The 16,599-nt window shown below is 73.8% G+C and carries 16 protein-coding genes; 10 read left to right on the top strand and 6 right to left on the bottom strand.

Annotated features, from left to right (window positions below; all coding sequences use genetic code 11):
• Nucleotides 1–45: 45 nt before the first annotated feature.
• On the top strand, nt 46–1,698 hold the full coding sequence (locus IF73_RS0118400; RefSeq protein ID WP_031009228.1) for a phospho-sugar mutase: 1,653 nt from the start codon (nt 46–48) through the stop codon (nt 1,696–1,698).
• 109 nt (nt 1,699–1,807) lie between these two features.
• Here IF73_RS0118400 and IF73_RS0118395 read toward each other — a convergent pair whose 3' ends face one another.
• The 3 genes from IF73_RS0118395 to IF73_RS41030 form a co-directional block, all read right to left on the bottom strand.
• Nucleotides 1,808–2,464: a PH domain-containing protein gene (locus IF73_RS0118395; RefSeq protein ID WP_031009226.1), complete on the bottom strand. Its 657-nt coding sequence runs from the start codon at nt 2,462–2,464 to the stop codon at nt 1,808–1,810.
• A gap of 83 nt (nt 2,465–2,547) precedes the next feature.
• Nucleotides 2,548–3,180: a class F sortase gene (locus IF73_RS0118390; protein ID WP_031009224.1), complete on the bottom strand. Its 633-nt coding sequence runs from the start codon at nt 3,178–3,180 to the stop codon at nt 2,548–2,550.
• A 117-nt stretch (nt 3,181–3,297) separates the two neighbouring features.
• Nucleotides 3,298–5,016: a hypothetical protein gene (locus IF73_RS41030; protein ID WP_051716952.1), complete on the bottom strand. Its 1,719-nt coding sequence runs from the start codon at nt 5,014–5,016 to the stop codon at nt 3,298–3,300.
• Between the two features lie 328 nt (nt 5,017–5,344).
• Here IF73_RS41030 and deoC point away from each other — a divergent pair, with 328 nt between their 5' ends.
• From deoC to IF73_RS0118370, 3 genes are read left to right on the top strand one after another with little or no spacing between them, the layout of a single operon-like run.
• Entirely contained in the window at nt 5,345–6,304 is a 960-nt protein-coding gene (gene deoC, locus IF73_RS0118380; RefSeq protein ID WP_031009219.1) for a deoxyribose-phosphate aldolase, read from the top strand.
• Between the two features lie 5 nt (nt 6,305–6,309).
• Entirely contained in the window at nt 6,310–7,746 is a 1,437-nt protein-coding gene (locus IF73_RS0118375) for an aldehyde dehydrogenase family protein (RefSeq protein ID WP_031009217.1), read from the top strand.
• Nucleotides 7,739–8,629, top strand: coding sequence for an aldehyde dehydrogenase family protein (locus tag IF73_RS0118370; protein ID WP_031009215.1), 891 nt, complete (start codon nt 7,739–7,741; stop codon nt 8,627–8,629). The genes IF73_RS0118375 and IF73_RS0118370 overlap by 8 nt, the downstream gene beginning before the upstream one ends.
• A gap of 55 nt (nt 8,630–8,684) precedes the next feature.
• On the opposite strand, the gene IF73_RS0118365 is transcribed toward IF73_RS0118370, so the two are convergent.
• Complete coding sequence (locus tag IF73_RS0118365; protein ID WP_031009212.1) at nt 8,685–9,428, bottom strand: TetR/AcrR family transcriptional regulator; 744 nt, start codon at nt 9,426–9,428, stop codon at nt 8,685–8,687.
• Nucleotides 9,429–9,542: 114 nt separating this feature from the next.
• On the opposite strand from IF73_RS0118365, the gene IF73_RS0118360 reads away from it, so the two are divergent.
• Together IF73_RS0118360 and IF73_RS0118355 are read left to right on the top strand one after the other, a co-directional pair.
• Nucleotides 9,543–10,136 (top strand): NADPH-dependent FMN reductase, encoded by a 594-nt coding sequence (locus IF73_RS0118360; RefSeq protein ID WP_031009211.1) that lies wholly within the window; start codon nt 9,543–9,545, stop codon nt 10,134–10,136.
• 2 nt (nt 10,137–10,138) lie between these two features.
• A complete protein-coding gene (locus IF73_RS0118355; protein WP_031009209.1) occupies nt 10,139–11,653 on the top strand; it encodes an MDR family MFS transporter in 1,515 nt (504 codons plus the stop codon).
• On the opposite strand, the gene IF73_RS0118350 is transcribed toward IF73_RS0118355, so the two are convergent.
• The gene (locus IF73_RS0118350; RefSeq protein WP_031009207.1) at nt 11,586–11,984 is read right to left on the bottom strand and encodes a hypothetical protein; all 399 of its coding nucleotides are present in this window, start codon (nt 11,982–11,984) and stop codon (nt 11,586–11,588) included. The two genes, IF73_RS0118355 and IF73_RS0118350, sit on opposite strands and share 68 nt — an antisense overlap.
• A 52-nt stretch (nt 11,985–12,036) precedes the next feature.
• On the opposite strand from IF73_RS0118350, the gene IF73_RS0118345 reads away from it, so the two are divergent.
• Complete coding sequence (locus tag IF73_RS0118345) at nt 12,037–12,732, top strand: ATP-binding protein (protein WP_078868120.1); 696 nt, start codon at nt 12,037–12,039, stop codon at nt 12,730–12,732.
• A 142-nt stretch (nt 12,733–12,874) separates the two neighbouring features.
• Here the strand turns inward: IF73_RS0118345 and IF73_RS0118340 are convergent, their stop codons facing one another.
• Nucleotides 12,875–13,594 (bottom strand): SigE family RNA polymerase sigma factor, encoded by a 720-nt coding sequence (locus IF73_RS0118340; protein WP_031009203.1) that lies wholly within the window; start codon nt 13,592–13,594, stop codon nt 12,875–12,877.
• A gap of 173 nt (nt 13,595–13,767) precedes the next feature.
• Here IF73_RS0118340 and afsQ1 point away from each other — a divergent pair, with 173 nt between their 5' ends.
• From afsQ1 to IF73_RS0118325, 3 genes are read left to right on the top strand one after another with little or no spacing between them, the layout of a single operon-like run.
• A complete protein-coding gene (gene afsQ1, locus IF73_RS0118335; RefSeq protein ID WP_031009200.1) occupies nt 13,768–14,445 on the top strand; it encodes a two-component system response regulator AfsQ1 in 678 nt (225 codons plus the stop codon).
• The gene (locus IF73_RS0118330; protein WP_031009197.1) at nt 14,442–15,992 is read left to right on the top strand and encodes a sensor histidine kinase; all 1,551 of its coding nucleotides are present in this window, start codon (nt 14,442–14,444) and stop codon (nt 15,990–15,992) included. Before afsQ1 ends, IF73_RS0118330 begins: the two co-directional genes overlap by 4 nt.
• Nucleotides 15,989–16,591, top strand: a complete 603-nt coding sequence (locus IF73_RS0118325) for a lipoprotein (protein ID WP_037879595.1) — start codon at nt 15,989–15,991, stop codon at nt 16,589–16,591. The genes IF73_RS0118330 and IF73_RS0118325 overlap by 4 nt, the downstream gene beginning before the upstream one ends.
• The last annotated feature ends 8 nt before the right edge of the window (nt 16,592–16,599 follow it).

The raw sequence follows: 16,599 nt of genomic DNA, 5'->3' as shown, positions 1-16,599 counted from the left end.
CCCCACCCCCCTGACCCCCCGCCCGCAGACGAAAGGCGCATCACCGTGACGCAGGACGAACTCCTCGCCCGGGCCCAGGCGTGGCTCGCCGAGGATCCCGATTCCGAGACCCGCGAGGAGCTCGGCGCGCTCCTCGACCGGGGGGACACCGACGAGCTGGCCGTCCGGTTCGCCGGGACGCTGCAGTTCGGCACCGCGGGGCTCCGCGGCGAGCTGGGCGCCGGGCCCATGCGGATGAACCGGTCCGTGGTGATCCGGGCCGCCGCCGGCCTCGCCGCGTACCTGAAGGCGAAGGGGCAGACCGGCGGTCTGGTCGTGATCGGCTACGACGCCCGCTACAAGTCGGCCGACTTCGCCCGCGACACCGCCGCCGTGATGACCGGCGCCGGGCTGCGCGCCGCGCTGCTGCCGCGCCCGCTGCCGACGCCGGTCCTGGCGTACGCCATAAGGCACCTGGGCGCCGTCGCCGGCGTCGAGGTGACCGCGAGCCACAACCCGCCGCGCGACAACGGCTACAAGGTGTACCTGGGCGACGGCTCGCAGATCGTGCCGCCGGCGGACGCCGAGATCGCTGCCGAGATCGACGCGATCCGGGCGCTGGCCGACGTGCCGCGGCCGGAGGACGGCTGGGAGACGCTCGGCGAGGAGGTCGTCGAGGCGTACCTCGCCCGCACCGACGCCGTCCTCACGCCCGGCTCGCCGCGCACCGCGCGGACCGTCTACACGGCCATGCACGGCGTCGGGAAGGACGTGCTCACCGCCGCCTTCGCGCGGCACGGCTTCCCCGCTCCCGCGCTGGTCGCCGCGCAGGCCGAGCCCGACCCGGCGTTCCCGACCGTCGCGTTCCCGAACCCGGAGGAGCCGGGGGCCATGGACCTCGCCTTCGAGGCGGCCCGGGCCGTGGACCCCGACATCGTCATCGCCAACGACCCGGACGCGGACCGCTGCGCCGTGGCCGTGCCGGACGCGTCCGTCGAGGGCGGCTGGCGGATGCTCCGCGGCGACGAGGTCGGCGCGCTGCTCGCCGCGCACCTGGTGCACAAGGGCGCCCGGGGCGTCTTCGCCGAGTCGATCGTGTCGTCCTCGCTGCTGGGGCGGATCGCCGAGGCGGCCGGGGTCGGCTACGAGGAGACCCTGACCGGCTTCAAGTGGATCGCCCGCGTCGACGGGCTGCGGTACGGCTACGAGGAGGCGCTCGGCTACTGCGTGGACCCGGACGGCGTCCGCGACAAGGACGGCATCACGGCGGCGCTGCTCGTCGCCGAGCTGGCCTCGGAGCTGAAGGAGCGGGACCGGACGCTGACCGACCTGCTCGACGACCTGGCGGTCGCGCACGGGCTGCACGCGACGGACCAGCTGTCGGTGCGGGTGGAGGACCTGGGGATCATCGCGAACGCCATGGCGGCGCTGCGCGAGACCCCGCCGGTGAGGCTCGCCGGCCTGGCCGTCGTCTCGGCGGAGGACCTGACCAAGGGCACGGAGTCGCTGCCGCCGACGGACGGCCTGCGCTACCACCTGGACGGCGACTTCAAGGCCCGGGTGATCGTCCGCCCGTCGGGCACGGAGCCCAAGCTGAAGTGCTACCTGGAGGTCGTGGTCCCGGTCGCCGACGCGAGCGGTCTGGCCGCGGCCCGGGCGACCGGCGCCGAGGTGCTGGGCGCGCTGAAGAAGGACCTGGCGGCGGCCGCGGGGCTGTGAGCCGGACCGCGGCCGGCTGAGAGACGAAGGGCCGGTACGGGGGTTCCCGTACCGGCCCTTCGTCGTACGCCCGGACGTCCCCGCCCGGAGCGGCGGTCGGCGTGCCGGCTCAGCCGGTCGCGCCCAGCACCACCAGGAGGACCAGGCCGACGACGGCGGGGACGATGATCTCGTACGCCCAGCGCACCTGCGGCGCGCCCTGCGCCCCGGGCCGGCCCTGGTAGGTCTCGGCCATCTCGCGCAGGTCGGCCACGTTCTGGTCGCTCGGCGCGACGCGCGAGGCGTCGTCCCGGACGTCGGCGGTGACGGAGGTGCGTCCGCTGGGGTCGTCCTGGGAGGCGCGGGCGGCCCGGCGCGCGGCCTTCTTCCGCTGCCGCAGCGAGACGGGCACGGCCCACAGCTGGTACTTCACGCCGTCCGTGGTGAAGACCTCGCTGGAGTAGCCGGCCCGGACGTCGGCGACCGACGCCCACGGCAGCAGGACGGCCCGGAAGGGGTTGCGGATCCGGAGCCGGTCCTCGTTGGCGTACACGGCGGGCCGGATGGTGAAGGCGGTGATCAGCGGCACGGCGAGCAGCAGCCCGGCGAGGGCCAGCCAGGGCGCCCGGCCCTCGCCGCGCACCAGCGCGTCGGCCACGAAGACGAGCGTCAGGGCGAGCAGGAAGACGCCTCCCGCGATGCCGAAGGACGACCGGTAGACGCGGTCGGCGTGGGTCGGCTCGGGGTTCGGCTCGGGAGTCGGCTCGGAGGGCGTGGGGCTCGTCATGCCGCCGATTCTGCCCCAGGAGGCTCCAGGAAGCTCAAACACCCCGCCCGCGGCCCGTCCGCGCCCCCGAACCCGTCCGCCGCTCAGGCGGGGCGGGCGGTGACCAGGTCCGCGTACAGGATGATGTTGTCCGGGCGGTGGCCGTCGACGAGTTCGCCGCCGCAGGTGACGATCCGCAGCTCGGGGCGGGGGGTGTCGCCGTAGACCTTGCGGGTGGGGAAGGCGTCCTTGTCGACCTGCTCCAGCTCGCGGACGCGGAAGACGGCGGCGGTGCCGTCGGCGCGGGTCACGGTGATCTCGTCGCCGACCCGGACCTTGGAGACGTCCTTCAGCACGGCCGGTCCGCGCGCGGTGTCGAAGTGGCCGATGAGGACGGCGGGTCCGGTCTCGCCGGGCGTGACGCCCTTGCCGTACCAGCCGATCCGGTCGGCCTGCCCGACGGAGGGCACCTCGACGGTGCCGTCCGCGTTCAGCCCGAGTTCCAGGACGCCGTGGGCGTCCACGCCGGCGGCGGGCAGCTGGACCCGGACGGGCAGGGAGCGGGCGAGCGCCGCGCTCGGGGCGGTGGGCGCCGGTGCGGCGGACTCGGCGATCCGGGCGGGCGGCGTGGCCTCGGGCCCGGCCGAGCAGCCGGCGAGGGCGAGGAGGACGGCCGCGCACAGCACGGCGGTGGCGGGACGGCGGCGACGGTGGTGGTGGAGACGGGGGTGGCTCATGGGCGACTCCGTACGGGTCGGCCGGCCGTCACGGGGTGGGTGACGGCCGGCCTGGTGGGGTGGATCGCTCCGGGCTCGGGTCAAGGGGCGAGGAGCGGGACGCGCGGGGTGTACGGGTCAGCCCCGGGCCCCGGCCGTGCGGCGGCGCAGCGCGGTGAAGCCGAGTCCGGCGGCGGCCAGCGAGGCGGCACCGGCGCCGACCGCGACCAGCGTGGCGGAGCTCTCCTCGGCGGCGGGCTCGGCGCCGGCCGCGACCCCGCCCTTAGGGATGACGGAGGTCTGGCCGCCCTGCGGGGAGGCGTCCTGGCCCTGCGCGCCGGGGACGGCGTTCAGCTCGCAGCCCTTGGGGAGCTTCGGGAAGGCGTGGGTGCCGCCCTTCGCGCCGCCGCCCTGGGTCCTGGTGTAGAGGGACGGGGTGGCGGTGTGGGCGTCGACGAGGCGGGCGACGATGCCGGCGCTCTTCGGGAGCGCGGGGTGGGCGCGGTCGAGGACGGCGATGACCTTGTCGTCTCCGGCGGTGATGAGCTTCGCCTTCGGGCCCTTCGGGCTCATGATCAGCTTGGCCCCGGTGCCGGCGCCGATGTCGACCCAGCGGGTGACGGTGCACGCGCCGAGGGCGTCCGGGTCGGTGTCGGCCGGGCGCTCCTCGCCCTGGCCGCCGCCGCCCATGCCGTACGGCTGCGGGGCGGCCTGCCGGGCGGAGCCGGGGATGTAGGCGGCGAAGCCTCCGTCGCGCTCCAGGACGACGACGGCCTTGCCGTACGTCCAGACCGCGCGGTCGCCGTTGAGGTAGGTGAAGCCGCGGCCCTTGTCGTTCTCGATGAGCTGGAGGCCGTAGCGGCCGTCCTTGCGGGTGAGCTCCAGGACGGTGCCGTCGGCGAGCCGGTAGATGCCGGGGGTGGCGCCGGGGCGGTAGTTGCCCACCCAGTTGTGGGTGGTGCCGTCCGGGTTGAGGACGAGGAACTCGCCGTTGTCGTTGCCGGCGGCGGGGCGGGTGTTGGCGGTCAGCTCGCCGACCGGCCGGCCGTCGCGGAAGAGCTCGGCGCGGTGGTGCTGGGCGTTGACCTTGTAGATCTTGGCGACGGTGCCGCCGACGAGGGTCTGGGTGCGGACCAGCGTGCCCGTCGCGGTGTCGACCGCGACGGCGGTCACCGTGCCCTCGAAGTCGAGGGTCACCGCGTGGCCGGCGAAGACCTTGGTCTCCTTGGGCGGGTAGCCGGCGCCGGCCTTCAGCTCGCCGAGCGTCCGGCCGTCCTTGTGGACGGTGGCCGTGTAGTACGGGTGCTGGTCGCCGCGGGCGTACACCTCGGCGGAGAGGCCGCCCGCGAGCTGGACGGTGCGGAGCAGGTGGCCGTCCGGGCCGATGGCGGTGGCGGTGACCTGGCCCTCGAAGTCGAGGGTCACGACGTGCCCGACGATGATCCGGGTGTCCTTCGCCGGGTAGCCGGCGCCGGCCTTCAGCTCGCCGAGGGTGGCGCCCTCACGCTCGATGGTGGCGGTGTAGTACGGGTGCTGGTCGCCGCGCCGGTACACCTTCGCCGTCAGCCCGTCGACGAGCTGGACGGTGCGGACCGGGGTGTCGGCGTCGGCGGCGGCGTCGGCGGCGGGAGCGGTGGTGTCGGCAGCGGGGGCGGTCCCGGCGGCGGCGCCCTGGCCGGGCGTGGCGGTCGCCGTCCGGCCGGCCGGGGTGGCGGTCTTGCCGGCCGGGGCCGCGGCGGCGGGCTTCGGCGCCGGGGCCGGGCCGGCGGCGAAGGCGGTGCCGGACGCGAGGACCGGGGTGGCGGCGACACCGGCGACGAGCGCGGCGGCGAGGGCGGTGCGGAGGGCGGTGCGCATGACGACTCCCGAGGACGTTCGGTGGCGGATGAAGACGAGTCGCACGCCGCTGATGTCTCCTCGGGGAGGGCCGGTGAGTTCTCGCTGGCTGCTGATAAGAATCTAAAGATCTTGTATGGGGGACCCGTCCCCTCCGTGTCACGGACGTGTGACAGCCGTCATCACCGTCGACACCCCTTTCACGCACCCCCGTTCACACCCTCCCCGCACCCCCGCGCGCCCCCTCCCCGCCCGGGCACCACGCCGTCCCGCGCCCGTGACCTCGGCCTCCCCGGACGTCGTCCCCTGTACAGGTCGCTACGCGCGTAGATATGCTCGACTGGTGACCATGCCCACCACTGCATCCGCAGCAGCAGCTTTCGCCGACGTGACCGCGTCCGAGAGCACGCTGCGCCGCTTCCTCCACGGGCTGCCCGGCGTCGACGCCGTGGGCCTGGAGGCGCGCGCCGCGTCCCTCGGCACCCGTTCGATCAAGACCACGTCCAAGGCGTACGCCATCGACCTGGCCATCTCCATGATCGACCTGACGACGCTCGAAGGCGCGGACACCCCGGGCAAGGTCCGGGCCCTCGCCGCCAAGGCCGTCCACCCCGACCCGACCGACCGTACGACCCCGACGACCGCCGCCGTCTGCGTCTACCCCGACATGGTGGCCACCGCCAAGGCCGCCCTCGCGGGCTCGGACGTCAAGGTCGCCTCGGTCGCCACCGCCTTCCCGGCCGGCCGCGCCGCCCTCCCCGTGAAGCTGGCCGACACCGCCGACGCGATCGCCGCGGGCGCGGACGAGATCGACATGGTCATCGACCGTGGCGCCTTCCTGGCCGGCCGGTACCTGGAGGTCTTCGAGCAGATCGCCGCGATCAAGGCCGCGTGCGGCGACAAGGCCCGCCTCAAGGTGATCTTCGAGACCGGCGAGCTGTCCACCTACGACAACATCCGCCGTGCCTCCTGGCTCGGCATGATGGCCGGCGCCGACTTCATCAAGACCTCGACCGGCAAGGTCGCGGTCAACGCCACCCCGGCGAACACCCTGCTCATGCTGGAGGCGGTGCGCGACTTCCGCGCCCAGACCGGTGTGCAGATCGGCGTGAAGCCGGCCGGCGGCATCCGCAACACCAAGGAAGCCATCAAGTTCCTGGTGCTGGTCAACGAGACCGCCGGCGCGGACTGGCTGGACAACCACTGGTTCCGCTTCGGCGCCTCCAGCCTGCTCAACGACCTGCTGATGCAGCGCCAGAAGATGGCGACCGGCCACTACTCCGGCCCCGATTACGTGACGGTGGACTGATCGACATGACCTCCCCCTTCGAGTACGCCCCCGCGCCCGAGTCGCGCGCGGTCGTCGACATCGCCCCGAGCTACGGCCTGTTCATCGACGGCGAGTTCACCGACGCGGCCGACGGCAAGGTCTTCAAGACCGTCTCCCCCTCCACCGAGGAGGTCCTCTCCGAGATCGCCCAGGCGGGCGAGGCGGACGTGGACCGCGCGGTGAAGGCCGCCCGCAGGGCCTTCGAGAAGTGGTCCGCGCTGCCCGGTTCCGAGCGCGCCAAGTACCTCTTCCGGATCGCCCGGATCATCCAGGAGCGCAGCCGCGAGCTGGCCGTCCTGGAGACCCTGGACAACGGCAAGCCGATCAAGGAGACCCGCGACGCGGACCTCCCGCTGGTCGCCGCGCACTTCTTCTACTACGCGGGCTGGGCCGACAAGCTCGACCACGCCGGCTTCGGCCCCGCGCCGAGGCCGCTGGGCGTGGCCGGCCAGGTCATCCCGTGGAACTTCCCGCTGCTCATGCTGGCGTGGAAGATCGCCCCGGCGCTGGCGACCGGCAACACGGTCGTCCTGAAGCCGGCCGAGACGACCCCGCTCTCCGCCCTGTTCTTCGCGGACATCTGCCGCCAGGCGGGCCTGCCGAAGGGCGTCGTCAACATCCTCCCGGGTTACGGGGACACCGGCGCCGCCCTGGTCGCGCACCCGGACGTGAACAAGGTCGCCTTCACCGGCTCGACCGCCGTCGGCAAGCAGATCGCCCGCACGGTCGCCGGCACGGACAAGAAGCTCACCCTGGAGCTGGGCGGCAAGGGCGCCAACATCGTCTTCGACGACGCCCCCATCGACCAGGCCGTCGAGGGCATCGTCAACGGCATCTTCTTCAACCAGGGCCAGGTCTGCTGCGCGGGCTCCCGCCTGCTGGTCCAGGAGTCGATCCAGGACGAGCTCCTGGACAGCCTCAAGCGCCGTCTGTCGACGCTCCGCCTCGGCGACCCGCTCGACAAGAACACCGACATCGGCGCCATCAACTCCGAGGAGCAGCTGACCCGCATCACCTCGCTGGTGGAGCAGGGCGAGGCGGAGGGCGCCGAGCGCTGGACCGCCGCCTGCGACATCCCGGAGGCCGGCTACTGGTTCGCCCCGACGCTCTTCACGAACGTCACCCAGGCGCACACCATCGCCCGCGACGAGGTCTTCGGCCCGGTCCTGTCGGTCCTCACCTTCCGTACCCCGGACGAGGCCGTCGCCAAGGCCAACAACAGCCAGTACGGCCTCTCCGCCGGCATCTGGACGGAGAAGGGCTCCCGCATCCTCGCGGTCGCGAACAAGCTCCGCGCCGGTGTCGTCTGGGCCAACACGTTCAACAAGTTCGACCCGACCTCGCCGTTCGGCGGCTACAAGGAGTCGGGCTTCGGCCGCGAGGGCGGCCGCCACGGTCTGGAGGCCTACCTCGATGTCTGAGCAGACCCGACTCTCCGTCTTCAAGACCTACAAGCTGTACGTCGGGGGCAAGTTCCCCCGCTCCGAGAGCGGCCGGGTGTACGAGGTGAGCGACTCCAAGGGCAACTGGCTGGCGAACGCGCCGCTCTCCTCCCGCAAGGACGCCCGTGACGCCGTCGTCGCCGCCCGCAAGGCGCAGGGCGGCTGGGCGGGCGCGACCGCGTACCTGCGCGGCCAGATCCTCTACCGCGTCGCCGAGATGCTGGAGGGCCGCCGGGACCAGTTCGTCCGCGAGGTCGCGGACGCCGAGGGCCTGTCGAAGTCGAAGGCCGCGGCGCAGGTGGACGCGGCGATCGACCGCTGGGTCTGGTACGCCGGCTGGACCGACAAGATCGCCCAGGTCGTCGGCGGCGCCAACCCGGTCGCGGGCCCCTTCTTCAACCTCTCCACCCCGGAGCCGACCGGTGTCGTCACCGTGATCGCCCCGCAGGAGTCGTCGTTCCTGGGCCTGGTCTCGGTGATCGCCCCGGTCATCGCGACCGGCAACACCGCCGTCGTCATCGCGAGCGAGAAGGCCCCGCTCCCCGCCCTCTCCCTGGGCGAGGTCCTGGCCACCTCCGACCTCCCCGGCGGCGTGGTCAACATCCTCTCCGGCAGGGCGTCCGAGATGGGCCCGCACCTCGCGTCGCACCTGGACGTCAACGCGATCGACCTGACGGGCGCGGACGCCGAGCTGGCCCGCGACCTGGAGATCGCGGCGGCGGAGAACCTGAAGCGCGTGCTGCGTCCCCGTACCGAGGACTTCGCCGAGTCCCCCGGCACGGACCGCATGACCGCGTTCCTGGAGACCAAGACGGTCTGGCACCCGACGGGTTCGCTGGGCGCGAGCGGCTCCTCGTACTAGGCACCGCCGCACCGACGGCCCCCGGGCAGCAGCACTGCCCGGGGGCCGTCGGCGTTCACGGCGTGCGCCGGCCGCGCTCGACGAGGCCGGCGACGCCGTCGAGGACGCACTCCAGGCCCGTCTCGAAGGCCCATTCGGCGTCGTCCTTGCGCGCCGCCGTCCGCGTGTAGGCGAGGTACGCCGGGTAGCGCCCGGTGCCGAGCAGATAGCTCATCTGGGGCGCCAGGCCCCGGCGGGTCTCGTCGCCGTTCTCCCAGCCCTGCTCGCGCATGTACTGCCGCAGGGAGACCTCGGACTGGGTGACGCCGTGGACGTACGAGGAGACGGTCCGGAAGGCGGCCATCGCCGTGTCGGCGTCCAGGCCGAGCCCGTCGAGGGCGGCGAGCTGGCGTTCGGCGGCGGCCATCCGGGCCGGGGTGATGGCGAAGAGCGGCGCCGGCAGCTGGGCGAGCCAGGGGTGCCGGATGATCGAGGCGCGGGTGCGCCGCGCGTGGGCGCGGAAGGTCTCCCGCCAGTCGAGCGCCTCCTCCTCCCCCGGGTCCAGCTCGGCCGAGACCTGGTCGACCATGAGCGACACCAGTTCGTCCTTGCCGTCGACGTGCCGGTAGGCGGCCATCGGGGCGACGCCCAGCTCGGCGGCGATCTTCCGCATGGTGACGGCGCCGAAGCCGTCCCGGTCGGCGATGCCGACGGCCACCTCCGCGATCCGCCGCGGGGTGAGGGAGGTGCGGGGCGCGGCCGCGGGCCGCTCCAGCCGCTCCCAGAGCGAGACGCCGTCGGTCTCTTCCTTCTTCGCCATCACACGCTCCTCATCTCGCGTACAGCGTACGCCCGGTAGACGCCGTACACATCGGTGTGTACGTTGTACACCGCCGGGTGTACAACGTACACACCACTCGTCCCAGGGGGATCCATGACCACCGAACCGCTCCGCGTCGCCGTCATCCAGGGCTCGACCCGCGACGGCCGCCTCGGCCCCGTCGTCGCCCGCTGGATCCGGGAGCACGCCGACGCCCGCCCCGACATGACCACCGACCTGGTCGACCTCGCCGAGACCCCGCTGCCCACCGTCTTCCCGCAGCTCGGCCAGGACCCCGCCCGCGCCGAGGACCGGGAGCTGCTCGCCGCCGTCTCGCCCCGCCTCGCCGACGCCGACGCCTTCGTCGTCGTGACACCCGAGTACAACCACAGCTTCCCGGCCTCCCTCAAGAACGCCATCGACTGGCACAACCGGGAGTGGCACGCCAAGCCCGTCGGCTTCGTCGCCTACGGCGGCTTCTCCGCCGGCCTGCGGGCGGTCGAGCAGCTGCGCGGCGTCTTCGCCGAACTGCACGCCGTCACCATCCGCGAGGCCGTCGGACTCCAGGGCGTCTGGGGCCGGTTCGACCCCGAGGGCCGGGCCGTCGACCCCGCCGCCGACACCGCCGCCAAGGCGATGCTCGGCCAACTCGCCTGGTGGGCCGAGGCCCTGCGCGCGGCCCGCGCCACGTCCCCCTACGGAGCCTGACCATGACGACGCCCCGGCCCGGCGGACGCATCCCCTACCTGGGGATCTCCGGCCTCATGCTCGGCATCGTCCTCGGCGCGCTCGACGGCACGATCGTCGGCACCGCCCTGCCCACCATCGCCGGCGAACTCGGCGGCCTCGACCGGCTCTCCTGGGTCGTCACCGCCTACCTCCTCACCACCGCCGTCACCACCCCCCTGTGGGGCAAGGCCGGCGACCTCCTCGGCCGGAAGGGCGCCTACCTCACGGCCGTCGGCGTCTTCCTCGCCGGCTCCGTCCTCTCCGGCCTCGCCCAGACGATGGACCAGCTCATCGCCTTCCGCGCCCTCCAGGGCGCCGGCGCCGGCGGTCTGATGGTCGGCGCCTTCGCTCTGATCGGCACCCTGGTCGCCCCCGAGGACAGCCCCAAGGTGCAGGCGGTCACCGGCGTCATGCTCCCGGTCGCCTTCGCCGGCGGCCCGCTCCTCGGCGGCCTCCTCACCGACCACCTCGACTGGCGCTGGGCCTTCTACGTCAACGTCCCCGTCGGCGTCGCCGCCCTGCTCATCGTCTCGCTCGCCCTCACCGTCCGCACCCCGCGCGTGAAGGCCCGCGTCGACTGGGCCGGCGCCCTGCTGCTCACCACCGGCGTCCTCGCCCTCACCCTGCTCGCGAGCCGGGCCGGCGGCCCGGGCAGCGGCGCCGCGCTGGCCGCCGTCGCCGCCGTCTCGCTCGCCTGGTTCGTCCGCGTCGAGCTCCGCGCCGAGGAGCCCGTCATCCCGCCCCGCCTCTTCCGCGGCCGGAACTTCACCCTCGCCCAGGTCCTCAGCCTGCTCGTCGGCGCCGGCATGCTCGCCGCCCTCAACTACCTGCCGCAGTACCTCCAGTTCGCCCGCGGCCAGTCCTCCACCGCGAGCGGCCTGCTGCTCCTGCCGCTGATGCTCGGCATGGTCGCCGCCCAGCTCGCCTCCGGCCGGCTGATCACCCGCACCGGCCGCTACCGCGCCCACCCGGTGGCCGGCGGCGCGCTGATGACGGCCGGCGCGCTCCTGCTGCTCCTCCTGGAGCCGGACACCCCGACCGCCGTCGCCTCCGCGCTGACCCTCGTCATGGGCACCGGCATGGGCCTGCTCCTGCAGTCCACGACGCTGATCACGCTGTACGGGGCCGAGCCCCGCGACCTGGGCGCCGCCAGCGGGACGGTCACGCTGGTCCGCACCCTCGGCGGCTCGCTGGGCGTGGCCGTGCTCGGCGCCGTCTTCACGGCGCGGCTGGGCGGCGCCGACCCCGGCCTGACCCCCGAGCGGGCCGCCGCGCTGCCCGGGCCGGCCCGGGACGCCGTCCGGGCGGCGGTCACCGACGGCGTCCACGGCGTCCTGCTCGGCGCCGCCGCGCTCGCCGCCCTGGCCTTCGCGGCGGCCTGGCTCGTCCGGGAGATCCCGCTGGGGCGGCGGGAGGGAGCGGGAGCGGCTACGGAAGCAGCTGCTGCGTCAGCGGACCCGCGACCGGCAGATCCGCCACGGCCCCGCCCCGCGTGAGGTGGCCGGTGACCAGGTCGGTGCCGACCGGCTTGAAGTCGGCGACCTGGGTGCCGACGCCGTTGGCCAGCGGGTCCACCCCGGTCTTCGCCAGCGGGTCGAGCTGCAGCCGCGTCAGCGGCCCCACCCCGTGCGCGACGCCGGTCAGCGCGCCCGCGCCGGCGGCGCCGGCGTCCGTGCGGGTCAGCGAGTCCACCGGCAGCGGCACGGGCGCGGCGGCCTGGGCGGCGGCCGCCGCCCCGAACACGGCGGCACCGGCCGCGGTGACACCGAGACCTGCCTTGAACAGCAGACCGCGACGGGGGTCCTTCGGCTCTGCGTGACGCGCCATGGGGATCCTTCCAAGGGGTGAGCGGGCGGCCACCGACAGTAGTGGAGGTGTGATGCTCGATACCAACGGCCCTCCTCGGTGGTCCCCTGGACGGGGTAATGCCTCACACTGGTGTTCCGTGAGTTCCCAACCGATCCCGACCCGGGTCGTCCTGCTCGCGGGCCCCTCCGGCTCCGGCAAGTCGTCCCTCGCCGCCACCGCCGGCCTCCCCGTGCTGCGCCTCGACGACTTCTACAAGGAGGGCGACGACCCGTCGCTCCCGCTCGTCGAAGGCGGCACCGACATCGACTGGGACTCCCCACGCTCCTGGGACGCGGACGCCGCCGTCGCCGCGATCGTGGAGCTGTGCCGTACGGGCCGCACCGACGTCCCCGTCTACTCCATCGCCACCAGCTCGCGCACCGGCGACGACCGCCTCGACATCGGGCGGACGCCGCTCTTCATCGCCGAGGGCATCTTCGCCGCCGAGATCGTGGAGCGCTGCCGCGAGCTCGACGTGCTGGCCGACGCGCTCTGCCTGCGCGGCCGCCCGTCCACCACCTTCCGCCGCCGGCTCCTGCGCGACCTGCGGGAGGGCCGCAAGTCGGTCCCGATGCTGCTCCGCCGCGGCTGGCGGCTGATGCGCGCCGAACGCGCCATCGTCGCCCGCCAGACCGCCCTCGGCGCCCACCCCTGCGCGAAGCCGGAGGCCCTGGGCCGGCTGGCCGCCGCCGCGGCCGGCCGCCACCGCACCCCCGCGAGCCGCTGACCCGGGCGAGGACCCGGAAAACCCGAAGCGGGCCGTACGAGACCCCCCGGACTCGTACGACCCGCTTCGTTCTTTCCCCCGTGGCCCCAGATCCCCCCTGAGGCCGTCCCCCGTGGTGCTCCCCCGTGTTCCCCCGTGATCCTCAGGCGACGAGCTCGCCGAAGGACTCCTCCTCGTCACGGCCGAAGCTCAGCACCTCGTCCTCGCGCAGTCGCCGCAGCGAGCGCCAGATGCTCGACTTCACCGTGCCGACACTGATGTCCAGGATCTCCGCGATCTCCGGATCGGTCCGGCCCTCGTAGTAGCGCAGCACCAGCATGGTCCGCTGCAGCTCGGGCAGCCGGGCCAGCGCCTGCCACAGCACCGCGCGCAGCTCGGTGCCGCGCATCGCGTCCGTCTCGCCGACCGTCTCCGGCAGCTCCTCGGTCGGGTACTCGCTGACCTTCCGCCGGCGCCAGGCGCTGATGTGCAGATTGGTCATCGTGCGGCGCAGGTAACCGCCGACGGCGGCCTTGTCGCTGATCCGGTCCCAGGCGCGGTACGTGGAGAACAGCGCGCTCTGGAGCAGGTCCTCGGCCTCGAAACGGTCACCGGTCAGGTGGTAGGCGGTGGCGTACAGGGAGGCCCGGCGCTCCTGGACGTAGGCCGTGAACTCGGCCTCCGAGCAGGAACGCTCCCCCGTGGCCTCCCCGTACACCGCTCCCCCGTCAGCGACGGCGACCATGTACGGCGCCTTGCGCTGACGCCCGACGGTGCGAACGCACCCCCGTCCGTTCACACCCCCGGACTTCTCGGTGCTCCGCACGACGTCGTGGAGCCGTGTGACGACTGCGCTGGAGGTGGTGCTGTGCAGTGCGTTCATCTCGCGCCCCCCTGTCGGTCGGAGTGTGTGTTTCGGTCCGTGTGCCAAGAAGCTTGCCCGGCCGACTTCATGGCGTTGTCCGCCGACTGTCACAGACGTGTCACAGGGGCCGGGGACGGAAGCGCGCCTCCGGGCGGTCGATCTCCGACGGCACATGAGCCAGAATGGCCTCCGTGCCTTTTCTGTTGCTGATCGAGGACGACGACGCCATCCGCACGGCCCTCGAACTCTCCCTGTCCCGGCAGGGCCACCGGGTGGCCACCGCCGCGTCGGGCGAGGACGGCCTGCAGTTGCTCAAGGAGCAGCGGCCCGACCTGGTCGTGCTCGACGTCATGCTGCCCGGCATCGACGGTTTCGAGGTGTGCCGGCGGATCCGCCGCACCGACCAGCTGCCGATCATCCTGCTGACGGCCCGCAGCGACGACATCGACGTGGTCGTGGGCCTGGAGTCGGGCGCCGACGACTACGTGGTGAAGCCGGTGCAGGGGCGGGTGCTCGACGCCCGGATCCGGGCCGTGCTGCGGCGCGGGGAGCGGGAGTCGACGGATTCGGCGACCTTCGGTTCGCTGGTCATCGACCGGGCGGCGATGACCGTGACGAAGAACGGCCTCGACCTCCAGCTGACCCCGACCGAGCTGCGGCTGCTGCTCGAACTGAGCCGGCGGCCAGGACAGGCGCTGTCCCGGCAGCAGTTGCTGCGGCTGGTGTGGGAGCACGACTACCTGGGCGACTCGCGTCTGGTGGACGCCTGTGTGCAGCGGCTGCGGGCGAAGGTGGAGGACGTGCCGTCCTCGCCGACCCTGATCCGCACGGTGCGGGGCGTCGGTTACCGGCTGGACGTCCCTGCGTGACGAAGGGGAACAAGGGGCTTCTGGCCCGGCTGCGGCTGTCCAGTCTGCGCCTGCGGCTGGTCGTGGTGTTCGCGCTGGTGGCGCTGACCGCGGCCGTGTCGGCGTCGGGGATCGCGTACTGGCTGAACCGCGAGGCGGTGCTCAAGCGGACCCAGGACAGCGCGCTGAACGACTTCCGGTCGGAGATGCAGAACCGGGTGGCGACGCTGCCGCTCCGGCCGACCCAGGAGGACCTGCGGCGGGTCTCCGAGGAGATGACGGCGAACGGCGCCGGCTACCAGGTGCTGCTGCTCGGCGAGCGGGCCGCGGGGAAGCCGATCGTGGGCGCCTCGGACCCGGACGTGTTCACGCTGACCGACGTGCCGACGTCGCTGCGGGAGGCGGTGGACACCCGGCGCCCGGTGACGGACGCGAACCCGTACCCGTACCACCTGTTCTGGCAGCGGACCGAGCGGGGCGGGACGCCGTACCTGGTCGGCGGGACGCGGATCGACGGCGGCGGGCCCGCCGGCTACATGTTCAAGTCGCTGGCGGCGGAGAAGGCGGACCTCAACTCGCTGGCGTGGTCGCTGGGGATCGCGACCGGGCTCGCCGTGATCGGTTCGGTGCTGCTCGCGCAGGTGGCGGCGACGACCGTGCTGCGGCCGGTGCGGCGGCTCGGCGAGGCGGCCCGGCAGCTCGGCGAGGGCAAGCTGGACACCCGGCTGCGGGTCTCCGGCGCCGACGAACTCTCCGATCTGTCACGGACGTTCAACAGCGCGGCGGAGAACCTGCAGAAGAAGGTGGCGGACATGAGCGCCCGGGAGGAGTCCTCCCGGCGGTTCGTCGCCGACATGTCGCACGAGCTGCGGACGCCGCTGACCGCGCTCACCGCGGTGACCGAGGTCCTGGAGGACGAGCAGGACGCCCTGGACCCGATGATCGCGCCGGCGGTGGCGCTGGTGGTGAGCGAGACCCGGCGGCTCAACAACCTGGTGGAGAACCTGATGGAGGTGACCCGCTTCGACGCGGGCACCGCCCGGCTGGTCCTGGACGACGTGGACATCGCCGACCAGATCACCGCGTGCATCGACGCGCGGGCCTGGCTGGACGCGGTGGAGCTGGACGCGGAGCGCGGTGTGGTGTGCCGGCTCGACCCGCGGCGGCTGGACGTGATCCTGGCCAACCTGATCGGGAACGCGCTGAAGCACGGCGGTTCGCCGGTGCGGGTCTCGGTCCGCACCGAGGACGGGCCGGACGGGGAGGAGCTGGTCGTCGCGGTGCGGGACCACGGCCCCGGCATCCCCGAGGAGGTGCTGCCGCACGTCTTCGACCGCTTCTACAAGGCGAGCGCCCAGCGGCCCCGGTCGGACGGCTCGGGCCTCGGCCTGTCGATCGCCATGGAGAACGCGCTGATCCACGGCGGGACGATCGCCGCCGCCAACTCGACCGGCGAGGACGGTGCCGTGGACGGCGCGGTGTTCGTGCTGCGGCTGCCCCGGGACGCGTCGGCGGTCGCCCGTGAGCTGGGCACCGGTTCCCGGCAGGGCAAGGGGGAGGACGAGTGAGGCTGCGTACGGCGGCGATGGTGGCCCTCGCCCTGCTGGTCACCGGCTGCGGGATCCGGACGACGTCGGTGCCGGTGGACGCGGGCGCGGCCCCGTCGCGGGTGCCGTGCAACGTGTCGGAGGCGTCGGCGCCCGCCCAGGGCGTGCCGGTGCGGGCGTTCCTGGTGTGCGGCTCGCAGCTGGAGCCGGTGGACCGCAGGTCGCCGCAGCCGGAGGACAAGGCGAGCGGCGATCCGGTGCGGACCGCGTCGGCGCTGCTCGCGCAGCTCCTCGCGGAGCCGTCGGAGGCGGAGCGGCAGGCCGGTTTCACCACGGCGGTACGGGCTCCGCTGAAGGTGGCGGGCGCCCGGTCCGGCGATCCGGAGGGCACGCTGCGGCTGAGCCGGCAGCCGGAGGACCTGGCGCCGGCGGCCCTGTCGCAGCTGGTGTGCACCTTCGCGGAGAGCTCGGCGGGCGCGGGCGGGCACACCGTGCTGCTCGCGGGCCCGGGGGCGTACCCGCCGAAGCGCTACCGCTGTACGACGGAGCTGCGGGAGCGCCCCGAGTCGGCGCCGCCGACGGCCGCGGCGCCGTCCGCGCCGGCGACGCCGGCGGGCTGAACCGGAAC

Origin of the sequence: Streptomyces sp. NRRL F-5727 (genome assembly GCF_000719555.1) — a bacterium.
In the GTDB taxonomy this organism is placed as follows: domain Bacteria; phylum Actinomycetota; class Actinomycetes; order Streptomycetales; family Streptomycetaceae; genus Streptomyces.
Note: the sequence above shows the minus strand (reverse complement) of the source record. Positions and strands in the feature narration are given on the sequence as shown.

Bases quoted from the DNA above. Each gene is read 5' to 3' on its own strand.
- IF73_RS0118370 (WP_031009215.1), top strand. From the start codon at position 7,739: ATGTCTGAGCAGACCCGACTCTCCGTCTTCAAGACCTACAAGCTGTAC.
- IF73_RS0118390 (WP_031009224.1), bottom strand. From the start codon at position 3,180: ATGAGCCACCCCCGTCTCCACCACCACCGTCGCCGCCGTCCCGCCACC.
- IF73_RS0118365 (WP_031009212.1), bottom strand. From the start codon at position 9,428: ATGGCGAAGAAGGAAGAGACCGACGGCGTCTCGCTCTGGGAGCGGCTG.
- IF73_RS0118360 (WP_031009211.1), top strand. From the start codon at position 9,543: ATGACCACCGAACCGCTCCGCGTCGCCGTCATCCAGGGCTCGACCCGC.
- IF73_RS0118395 (WP_031009226.1), bottom strand. From the start codon at position 2,464: ATGACGAGCCCCACGCCCTCCGAGCCGACTCCCGAGCCGAACCCCGAG.
- IF73_RS0118355 (WP_031009209.1), top strand. From the start codon at position 10,139: ATGACGACGCCCCGGCCCGGCGGACGCATCCCCTACCTGGGGATCTCC.
- IF73_RS0118345 (WP_078868120.1), top strand. From the start codon at position 12,037: ATGCTCGATACCAACGGCCCTCCTCGGTGGTCCCCTGGACGGGGTAAT.
- deoC (WP_031009219.1), top strand. From the start codon at position 5,345: ATGCCCACCACTGCATCCGCAGCAGCAGCTTTCGCCGACGTGACCGCG.
- IF73_RS0118375 (WP_031009217.1), top strand. From the start codon at position 6,310: ATGACCTCCCCCTTCGAGTACGCCCCCGCGCCCGAGTCGCGCGCGGTC.
- IF73_RS0118340 (WP_031009203.1), bottom strand. From the start codon at position 13,594: ATGAACGCACTGCACAGCACCACCTCCAGCGCAGTCGTCACACGGCTC.
- IF73_RS0118350 (WP_031009207.1), bottom strand. From the start codon at position 11,984: ATGGCGCGTCACGCAGAGCCGAAGGACCCCCGTCGCGGTCTGCTGTTC.
- IF73_RS41030 (WP_051716952.1), bottom strand. From the start codon at position 5,016: ATGCGCACCGCCCTCCGCACCGCCCTCGCCGCCGCGCTCGTCGCCGGT.